The organism is Nostoc sp. (genome assembly GCF_036919555.1).
Classification (GTDB): domain Bacteria; phylum Cyanobacteriota; class Cyanobacteriia; order Cyanobacteriales; family Nostocaceae; genus Nostoc.
Genome location: NZ_JBALCS010000087.1, coordinates 35,339 through 45,139, shown reverse-complemented (window position 1 = coordinate 45,139; position 9,801 = coordinate 35,339). Strand labels below are relative to the sequence as shown.

7 protein-coding genes and 2 pseudogenes are annotated in these 9,801 nt (G+C 41.8%); 2 read left to right on the top strand and 7 right to left on the bottom strand.

Going from position 1 to position 9,801, the window contains the following annotated elements:
* Positions 1–894: 894 nt before the first annotated feature.
* Both V7K36_RS24185 and V7K36_RS24180 read right to left on the bottom strand, forming a co-directional pair.
* Positions 895–2,685 (bottom strand): WD40 repeat domain-containing protein, encoded by a 1,791-nt coding sequence (locus V7K36_RS24185; protein ID WP_442948512.1) that lies wholly within the window; start codon positions 2,683–2,685, stop codon positions 895–897.
* Between the two features lie 410 nt (positions 2,686–3,095).
* Positions 3,096–3,491, bottom strand: coding sequence for a hypothetical protein (locus V7K36_RS24180; protein WP_335120043.1), 396 nt, complete (start codon positions 3,489–3,491; stop codon positions 3,096–3,098).
* Positions 3,492–3,803: 312 nt separating this feature from the next.
* On the opposite strand from V7K36_RS24180, the pseudogene V7K36_RS24175 reads away from it, so the two are divergent.
* Both V7K36_RS24175 and V7K36_RS24170 read left to right on the top strand, forming a co-directional pair.
* Positions 3,804–4,493: pseudogene (locus V7K36_RS24175) on the top strand (dienelactone hydrolase); the annotation flags it as partial.
* A pseudogene (locus V7K36_RS24170) lies at positions 4,486–4,818 on the top strand (NAD(P)H-binding protein); the annotation flags it as partial. The pseudogenes V7K36_RS24175 and V7K36_RS24170, both read left to right, overlap by 8 nt.
* Before the next feature lies 1 nt (position 4,819).
* Here the strand turns inward: V7K36_RS24170 and V7K36_RS24165 are convergent.
* The 5 genes from V7K36_RS24165 to V7K36_RS24145 all read right to left on the bottom strand — a co-directional run bounded on the left by V7K36_RS24165 (position 4,820) and on the right by V7K36_RS24145 (position 9,569).
* Positions 4,820–5,872, bottom strand: a complete 1,053-nt coding sequence (locus V7K36_RS24165; protein WP_335120041.1) for an aromatic ring-hydroxylating dioxygenase subunit alpha — start codon at positions 5,870–5,872, stop codon at positions 4,820–4,822.
* A gap of 183 nt (positions 5,873–6,055) precedes the next feature.
* A complete protein-coding gene (locus V7K36_RS24160) occupies positions 6,056–6,493 on the bottom strand; it encodes a secondary thiamine-phosphate synthase enzyme YjbQ (RefSeq protein ID WP_335120039.1) in 438 nt (145 codons plus the stop codon).
* Between the two features lie 101 nt (positions 6,494–6,594).
* Complete coding sequence (locus tag V7K36_RS24155; protein WP_335120037.1) at positions 6,595–7,764, bottom strand: pyridoxal phosphate-dependent aminotransferase; 1,170 nt, start codon at positions 7,762–7,764, stop codon at positions 6,595–6,597.
* Between the two features lie 117 nt (positions 7,765–7,881).
* On the bottom strand, positions 7,882–8,100 hold the full coding sequence (locus tag V7K36_RS24150; protein ID WP_334829472.1) for a hypothetical protein: 219 nt from the start codon (positions 8,098–8,100) through the stop codon (positions 7,882–7,884).
* Between the two features lie 446 nt (positions 8,101–8,546).
* Complete coding sequence (locus V7K36_RS24145; RefSeq protein ID WP_335120035.1) at positions 8,547–9,569, bottom strand: tetratricopeptide repeat protein; 1,023 nt, start codon at positions 9,567–9,569, stop codon at positions 8,547–8,549.
* Between the last annotated feature and the right edge of the window lie 232 nt (positions 9,570–9,801).

Below are 9,801 nucleotides of genomic sequence, written 5' to 3'. Positions count from 1 at the left end.
TTCTATCGTCAGACTAGTGTCAGCGATCGCCTGTCCTAAATAATGACTCAAACCTATTACTAGCATAGATTTGGTAATTCGCGGATAGGTCTATTTGGGAGATGAATCGGCAACTGTAATCATCAAAACTTCCTTCCCTATTGGAAAAATCATTTGATGATTCACCAACACCCCGAATTTGCACCTTTTTTGTGATACTTACTAGGTGAACCTCTGTACTATGATTCTTTACGATGGCTTTTAGTTTTTATGCACTGAGAGCAGAAAATTGGTTCAAAATCTGTAGAATGCTTATAAAGCAAGGAGTTGACCTTCTGCTAGTGGCTGTATGGCTTTATACAACAGATTGCAACTGGTGAAGTGAAGTACAGAGCTTAGGGAGCCAAGCCAGATATCAAGCCTGTTTTACTTCTGTATTCAGACTCCTAAATTATACTAGAGTAATGCGATCGCCCTTAGTGGGTAAGCGATCGCTCGTTTGTATGCAATAGACTTTGACCTCACTTCCATTCCTCTATCCTTTTAGGAGAAAGGCTTTGAAATTTACTCCCCAACCCTAGTAGGGAAGGGGCTGGGGGTTAGGTCTATATTGGACTCAACTGAGAACCGCTATATTACTTAACTCATAGTCCTATAGCTAAAAACTTGTTTAACTGTCAGTTTTAACTCGGCATCATTGAGTATAGGCAACTGATAACCTATTGTATATAATTTCACTCCCTACTTGGAAACGCTGTTAGTAGGGTGTTAAGTTTCACGCAAAGGCACAGAGGCGCAGAGAGTAGTATCAAAGACTCATTAATGAGTATCAAAGGTGGATGAACGAGTATCAAAGACTCATTAACGAGTATCAAAGGTGGATGAACGGAGTTTTTTAACTCCTAACTCCTAACTTCAACTCCGTTGCCAAATTTTAATTGTCTTATCCAAACTCCCGCTAACCAACATCTCACCGGAAGCTGTAAAAGCTAATGCTGTGACTATATTCCCATGACCTGTAAAAGTACCCAGCAATTCCCCGGTTTCTAGATGCCATAATTTGATGGTTTTATCAGCACTACCACTAGCGATAATTTGTCCATCGGGACTTAAAGCGATCGCATATACTCTATCTCTATGTCCTTTAAGAGTATGAAGTAATTTCCCAGTCTCCAATTGCCAAATTTTAATCGTTTGATCCCAGCTACCACTCACCAGCAGTTTACCATCTGCACTGATTGCTAAGGAACCAACGATGTGAGAATGACCCATGAGGGTATGCAGTGGTTGTGTGTCCTTTAAACTTTTGACTCCCATCAAAAGTGAGGTATGCCAAACTTTGATTTTGCGGTAGCTACCTGTCACCAGAGTTTCCCCGTCTTGGCTCAAAACTAGGGAATGAGCTGCTGTATCATCTAAAGAGAGTGCGATCGCAACCTGACGTTGCATCAAATCCCAAAACAGAATTTTTCTATCATCTCCCCCAGTCGCTAACATTCTGCCATCTGGGGTGAACGCAGCGCACCGCACTACCCCATTATGTTTGTGCAAAATATCTATCAAGTCTAGTGCGCCCACGTGCCAAAGCTTTATTGTGGAATCTGCACCGCAACTCACTAAAGTCTGTCCATCTGAACTAAAGGCCAGGGAATTCACTTCATCCACCAGCCCAGATATCACCCAAGGATACTCTGATAATGTATCTATTAATTCACCCTTGCTTAAATCCCAGAGCTTCGTTTCTCCACGACTACCACTTGCCAATATGGGTAAGGCTTTGCCATTCTTACACCCGGAGTTGAAAGCTAGGCAATTAATGCCTCTGTTATGCCCTTTTAACGTCTGCCAGCATTCCCAGTCACCTACTATACCCTTAAGGCAATGCTCTGATGGTAGAGTTTGTATTGTATCTGCGATCGCGCTCTCATTAATTACTGGCGACGCGTCTTTTTTGCCAACAAGTGATTCTAAATACCAACTCAATCCCCCCGCATACAATAATTTACTTGGAGTGATGTAGAGTTTTGGTTCAGGAAATTCAATTTGATTTGCAGGTAAAAAACCTGTAATTATGCTTTGTTTTTCGTATCCTAAATTACCTGTAGATGGATAAAACAAACACAGAAAAATTAATACTTGGTGATTTTTTAAATCTTCTTGAGTAACTGACCACCTAATTTTGTCTTTCTTAATACCATTAAAACTTTCTCCATCAGCAACGTAAACTTGAATACTTAGCTGAGGATTATCTTTGAGTACATAAGAGAATTTGCTTTCGCCACACAAATTTCCCTCATCATCTAAAATCATGTTTTGCAAGGTATCTTGTGATATCTTTTTTACCAACTTACCTAAGCGTTCAGTTATTACCCAGTCAACAATATGCTCCCGAAAAAGATAATCTTGGGCTTGCTGTTGGAAGTATTTAGGAAAAGGTATCGTCCAGTCGGGAGGCTCAGGATATTCAGGCGGCGTCGGCGGCGGATTTTTGGCGAGAACTTCTGCTTGTTGGCGAGAAAGCTCTTGGAGTTTTGCCAAAGGCTCGCCCCAAAATCCCATAATTTCAGTGTGGCAACCTTTGACTTGACTTTCCAGCAAAGATAAGTCATAAGTTTTAGGTTTTTTCACACGTTGAAGGAAGTCAGTTTGTTGAGCTTTGAGTAAGCTAATCCAATCCATCTGCATTCCTGTGGGAAACTGTTGCATACCTACGGTAAGCTATACCAACGCAATTACTCAAGTTTATAACCTTAGTTAATTAAAAATTCCGTAATGTTAGCAGTCTAATAAAACACAGCCATTGGTATATATTTGCGGGAAAAATATAGATGGATAGCACTTAGATATTTCATTAACTGATGCAGATGAAGTATAGAGAATTCAACCATCTCAGTCAATTCTAACGGACATGGAGAACGAGATACTGTTTCCGTAGAAACAGTTCTAGCTGTAAAGGAAAGTTTATCTTAGAGGGATTTTAAATGTTGCGGGAACGTTAAGTCAATAAGTACCTACACAAAAATAACCTAGTACAGCACGGCGGAAATAAACCACCCATTCCAAATCAATAGAACCCTTGCAGTATAGGAATTACGAATTACGAATTACGAATTATTTTAACCTTTGCGTTTTGGTTGTCTAGGTGTAGTACTTACATCAGAGGAGTCGCCAAAAGTATCTCTGGCCTCGATCTGTTTAATTTTCATTTGCAAGTTCAAGTCATCGCTGCTAACAATTGTTTCTAAATTCGCTAATCTTTGCTCTAATAGTTCTATTTGCTGCTGTTGCAAATAGTTGGTTTTTGATTTTTGCTCATCAGAACGCCAAATAGCAACTGTACCAACAGCTGCGCCACCAATAGCAACTAAAGGAAGAATAGCACCGCTTCTCGTAACGACTGAAAGTGGGACGCAAACTCCGAGAATGGCTACTGTAATTACCCAGATTCTTGTGGTGGCAGATAATCTGACATCTTGGTATTGTTCTACATTTGTTTGAGATTTTTTAGCCATAAGTAAATCCATTGAAAAGTTATTTGCTAGATTGGCACAATTGTCTACTAAAATACTTCCTGCAATTGGGTTAAGTGTAATTCTTGTACTAATATTTTTTAATTACCAGTAGGTAAACATAATTCAACCTAAAACCCCAATCAGCGAAATGATTTTCCTGACTCCTATACACACGAGACTAATCGCGTCTTTACTGCTGGCTTCTGCTTCTACTTAGTTACTTCGTTATTTTAGATCATTAGATTTTGCTTGGGAGGAACAGTTGTACACTGAGAGGAAGATTTTCTTGAAGTCATAGTAAGGAAGGTACAGATGACAGTTCGTGCTTTTTTTGAAGCTGCCAAAGTTGAGGGCGTCCAGTCACCTTACGATACCATTCACCTGAAAATTCTCTATCCAGCACAGATACCGGAGAATCAGCTAGAAAAAAGTACCGGAATTGAGCCAGCTAATCCAGAAAACGCACCTTTTCCAGTAGTGATTTTATTCAACGGCTTTAACTGTGATGCTCAACAATACCAATGGTTAGCGGTTAAACTCGCTGAACGTGGATTGGTGGTGGTTCTCTTTAATTGGATTGCGGAAATCGCACCCGGAATAATTAGCCTCACTCCTGGGGTTGATTTTGAAAAGAGAAAACCAACAATTTATCGGACTGTTCCCACTGCTTCAGCTTTGCCAGCACTGCTAGCTAAACTAGAACACTTACAGGTTGAGGGTATTTTAGCTGGAACACTTGACCTGCAACGAATAATTTTAGGTGGACACTCTGAAGGTGGTAGAGTGGCGATCGAAAACGCTGATCCCGACTTTTTCCCTCAAGTAGCAGCATCTTTTGGTTATGGTGTACACACCACAGGAGCGTTGTTGTTGGGGTACGAGGCAGGCATTATCTTACCCTTACCAGACTCCCTACCGCTACTACTGATGGGAGGAACCTGTGATGGGGTGATTGCTAACAATAGCGATCGCTATGGTGTAAGTCCTGGAAATGCTGCCACCCCAAGTTTTAGCGGTACTAGGAAAAGTTTTAGCTGAGAAAGAGAAAGCTGAACAACACTTAATTGCCAGTGGACTCACCTATACAATCATCCGTCCTGGTGGACTAAAGTCAGAACCAGGAACGGGTAATGGCGTTTTGACTGAAGATCCGCACATTATTGGTAGCATCAATCGTGCAGATGTCGCGCAGTTAGTTGGTCGCTGTTTAAATAGCGGCGATGCTTACGGCGGGCTGCGCCAACGCACCAATAATAAAATTTTCTCAGCCGTAGACCGAAATATGCTGTTTGGGCAAAGAGAATTTACAGAATTTAGTTTGGATTAATTTAGGCACGCCATCGGAGTATTTGACCCATGACAGGGTTCACAAATTCTCGTCCTTCAGCGACAGACCGAGCATACTCCCGCTTTAACTGGTAGTACCACTGCGCCTGCATATCTGAGTCCTTAATCAGTCGCAGCACGGGATTATATTTCAGGCCAATCTGCTGCTTTTCCACAACCGTCCGGTCTTGACCAATGAAAGTCCGCGCCAGCAGATGTAGCAGTGGCTTGAAAAATCCTACCCAAGGAAGTGTCCAGTAAAGAGCAAAAGTTACCTCAGTTTCTGTGTCTGAAATGGGTGTAACTGCTGTTAAATTAACGACTCGATGGTTGCCAATTGTGGTTTCTTCTATTCTGACTCCAGGTAAACGAAAAGAAATCTCCGTTTCCGGCACACCACCGCCAATCAACCAGTATAATCGACCCCCATTCGGTGGCAATCGGTGTCGTCGCATCGTGAAGCCGTAGGGTGAAGCATCGAATTGCTTGACTTCCTCGTGCAGTTGCTCATTTCGCCACCACCAAGCACGATGAACATAGGGTGAATGGGCAGGGTCCATCAGACCTACCACTGCATGATCTATAAAACAGGGGAATCTCATCACCTCTACGAACTGGGGCGAACGCTCATCAAATCCTGGAATTACCGGAATCTCCATCTCAGAAGCAGGTTGAGGGTTATCAACATCAACCATATATATCCAGATATTCCCTTGGGCTTCCCGAATTGTGTATGATTGGACGTCGAAGCGACTCAAATCTATCTGCTGTTCTTCCACAAGAGACGGGATCGCAGTACAGCGCCCAGCCGAGTTAAAGCGCCAACCGTGGTAACAGCATTCCACTTCCTGCCCATCGAATCTACCACAACTCAAGGGGACACCACGATGAGGACAAATGTCTGTCATCGCAGACACTTTACCATCCTGGTCACGAATTAATAGCACCGGTTCTCCCAAGAAAATGCGGCTGATCATCATACCTGGCTTGATCTGATTACTAGGCAGAGCATAGTACCAAGTATTACGTAATACAAAGTTATCGTTATTTTTCATCACTAATAGCGTCTGCCTTTGACACAATGAAAGTCCTGGTTTGTGAAAAGGAAGGTTATTCTTGAAAACATTCTTTCAGGTTTTTAATTGCTGTAAGTAAATTCAACAGATACACTTGTTCGTCGTGTTCGTAATTATCTCAGATTTAGGTTGTTCTGGAAGTATTGCAGGTTTGAAGTTGCATTATTCGCCAGAAATTTGGATAAATATCGTTCTTTTGCGCGGGCCATCCAACTCAAAAAACAACACAGATTGCCAGGTTCCCAAAGCTAATTTACCATCCACAATCGGAATTATCTCACTAGTGGTCAGCATCATTGCCATTAAGTGAGAGTGAGCATTAATCGGTTCATTTTCCGGGACATCTCTTAAATGCAAGTCATTATGCAAATAACAGCCTGATTCCGGTGCTAATTTTTGCAAGAACACTTTTATATCTTCTAACAATCTGACTTCATTTTCGTTAATAGCTAACGCTGTTGTGGTGTGTCGAGAAAATACTAAAACTTGTCCATTTTTAATTGATGTTGAAGCCAACAAATCTTGGATTTGTGGCGTGATATGATGAATATTAATTTTTGGTTCAGTTTCAATTTCAATTAGCTTATTAATAATTGGCATCTGTTCAATTTTATATTTTGGATTGCGGACGAGGTACGCTAATACAGCCTAACGCCCTGATAAATTTAAGGAAAAATGTAAAATCTAAAATTGAATGACTCTTAACTCCTAATTATAGTTTCCAAACCTTGCACTAATCTCTCTATACCTTCTTTTGCCGTCTCTTTTTGCAGCGCTCCATAAGCAACGCGTAGGTAGCATCCATGATCCATGCCGAAAGTAGTACCTGGAATGACTGCTACTTTATGTTCCTGGATTAGTCTTTTAACTAACTCAAAAGCATCCATCTGGGTATTAACTTTGAGGAAAAAATAGAAAGCGCCATTAGCAGGTGTAATGCTACATAAACCTTGTAGACGGTTAAGGGAATCGAGTACTACTTGCCGCACTTGGGTTAACGCACCTATATTACTCTTCAAATACTCCTCTTTTGCTTGCAATGCCCCTAAAGCTGCATATTGGGAAATGACTGGCGGACAAATCAAAATTGTATCCTGGACTTTTTTAACGGCGACAAATAAGTGTTTGGGAATCACCATGTAGCCAATGCGCCAACTGGCAAAACCGTAGGCTTTGGAAAGGCTAAAGAGAGAAATAGTGTACTCGCTACTACTCCCAAAGGCACCAGGGGAAACGTGTTTTACCCCGTTATAGGTAAAGTATTCATAGGCTTCATCGCTGATGTGGTAAATGCCCCGATCGCTACAAATTTGATTTACTTGGCGCAATGCCGCTTCTGAATAGACAACTCCAGTCGGATTATTTGGTGAAATTGTCACTACAGCCCGTGTTTTCGGAGTAATTGCTTGAGCGATCGCTTCTTTTCGCAGTTGGTAATTTTCATCCGTCCCCACTAACACCGGACGACAACCAGCCATTGCGATCGCCATTTCGTGGTTGAAATAGTAGGGCGTATTCAGAATAATTTCATCGCCTGGGTTAGTGATCGCAAGAATGGCATTCATAAATCCCATATTGCTCCCCGCCGTCACAACAATACAGTTTTCCCCATTAATTTCAATGCCGTTGAAGGCTGGCAATTTTCCTGTAAGTGCTGTCAGCAACGGGGGAATTCCTGCAACTGATTTGTATAAATTATTAGCGGGTTCGGCGAAAAATTTGGCTAAAAATTCTCTGGCTTCCGGTGGTGGGTCGTAATAAACAACACCTTGTCCTAGAGAAATTGTTCCAGGAGAGTTTTTAATCAGTTCTCCAACCACTGGAATAATTGGCGACTGTACTCCCTGCATACGAGAGGTTAGGGATTCCATATTTCCTTAAGTGACACTGTAAGCCTACACTGACCTTTTCTGCGGAACGCTACCGCGAACGGTACAGTGTAGGTACTTCACCAAAATGATTAACCGGATTTGCGATCGCGCCAAAATTTAGTCAATCGAAATCTGTTGAGGCCCAATGGCTTTGCCATTATGTGCGTCTGTTGTGGTGCTGGTGTAACTATTTGAGCGGCTCTGTTGATCCAGCCAGCTTTTAACTGGATCATCTGCCAGATTAAGCCGAAGCACACCAGAGAATAACCCACCCACAAATAATACTGGATGCTGGATAAATTCTCTGAATATAGGTGACAATTCATCAATGAACATAAAGAGACTCCTGGCGGTGGCGTAAAAAATTATTACATCTTAATTGATCGTAACCTGTTGAGCAATATCTGGCTGACGCTAACGAAGTTGCGAACTTTTTGAGCTTCAACTCGAACAACAAAATTCCCAACTTCTTAAAGAAGTCAGGAATCTGAGCCTACTGCATCTAACTTAGGGTTATTTCGTTCTAGATACAGCATTTTTCAGGTAAATGAGGTACGCAGGTAGGGGCACAACAATGTTGTGTCCTGACATTAATCTGTACAGAGGCGCTTGTTGCAATCTGCTGTATAAACCGCCCAGAACTAAAGTTCCTTTTCTTATAGCTAAAGTCCGTTTTAACGGACTATAACCTTTTCTTAGTCGTCTTTAGATGACTTTCGCTATTAGGCTCAGAATTCATTCTGAGCCGGACTAGATGAGAATGAAATAGCCCTGGCATCTAACTATAGAGAATCTATAAATTGCTGTACTTTTTCCAGGAGTGGGTGATGTTCGATTTGTTCTGCTAACTCTTGGGCATTTTGATAGCACGATCGCGCCAATTTTTTGCGTTTTGTTGTGGCGTAAATGTTTCCCATATTCACCAGAGTTGAAATTTCTCCGAGACAATCGTCTAGTTGTCGATAAATCGTAATGGCTTGTTTATAGAACTTCATTGCCTGCCGATTCTCTGCCAGAGTGCTGTAGGTAAAACCAATGTTATGAAGGGTTGTTGCCTCGCCAGAGCGATCGCTGATTTCTCGACGTGTCAAAAGAACTTGATAGTAGAGCAATAGCGCCTGTTTCGGTTTTCCTAAATTACTATAGACTGAGGCAATATTATTCAAAGTGGTTGCTTCACCAGCCAAATTCTTGACAGCCCGTTGAATTGGAAGTGCTGCTTGAAAAAATTCTAGAGCTTGCTGAAACTTGCCTAAGACATTGTAAGCAAACCCAATGCCATTTAGCGTTGTTGCTTCACCAGAAAAGTCACCTAGCAATCGCCGCATCCTCAAAATTTCGTGTTGTAGTAATAGTGCCCGTTTCGGTTTTCCTAAGCGGGTATAAATTAACGCTACATCATTGAGAGAAGAAACTTCACTTTCAGTATCTTGCGATCGCCTAAAGATTGGCAGTGCTTTGTCAAAATATTCCAAGGCTTGGGTAAAGCGTCCAAGACGGCTGTACGTAGAACCCAGATTGCTAAGTGCAGTTGCTTGTGCTGGCACGTTGCCAATTTCAACAGCAACCGAAAGCGCCTGATGAAAGCGCTCTAATGCTCTTTGAGGTTGCCAGCAACTGAGGTGAGCTAAACCAAGGTCGTTTAATGTGTAACCTTCTCTGGCTCGGTCTGGAATGGCTCTAGCCAAGTGTAAATTCTTGGTTGCAAGATCGAGAGATTCTTGGAATTTCCCTGGTTGGTAGTAGCGGCTTGCTTGATCACGACGTTGTTCCCACTCGTTGACTCGATTTAAAGGTTGCGTCATCTAACCTCAGTTGCATTCTGCGATAAATAGGTATGAAGTTTTTTGGGAATGAACCCTTCTTAGGTTAGGTTTCCCAAAAATGAGTTAACTTTTATCTTCTACCTTTAGATATAAGACGTAAAGAGAGAAGTATGATATTGTTTCATTTTTACAAGAATATTTATGAAGTAATTAATACAAATAACCTAGAGGAGCGCACAGCTATACGCTCCTAGGAAAGACCTAAACCATT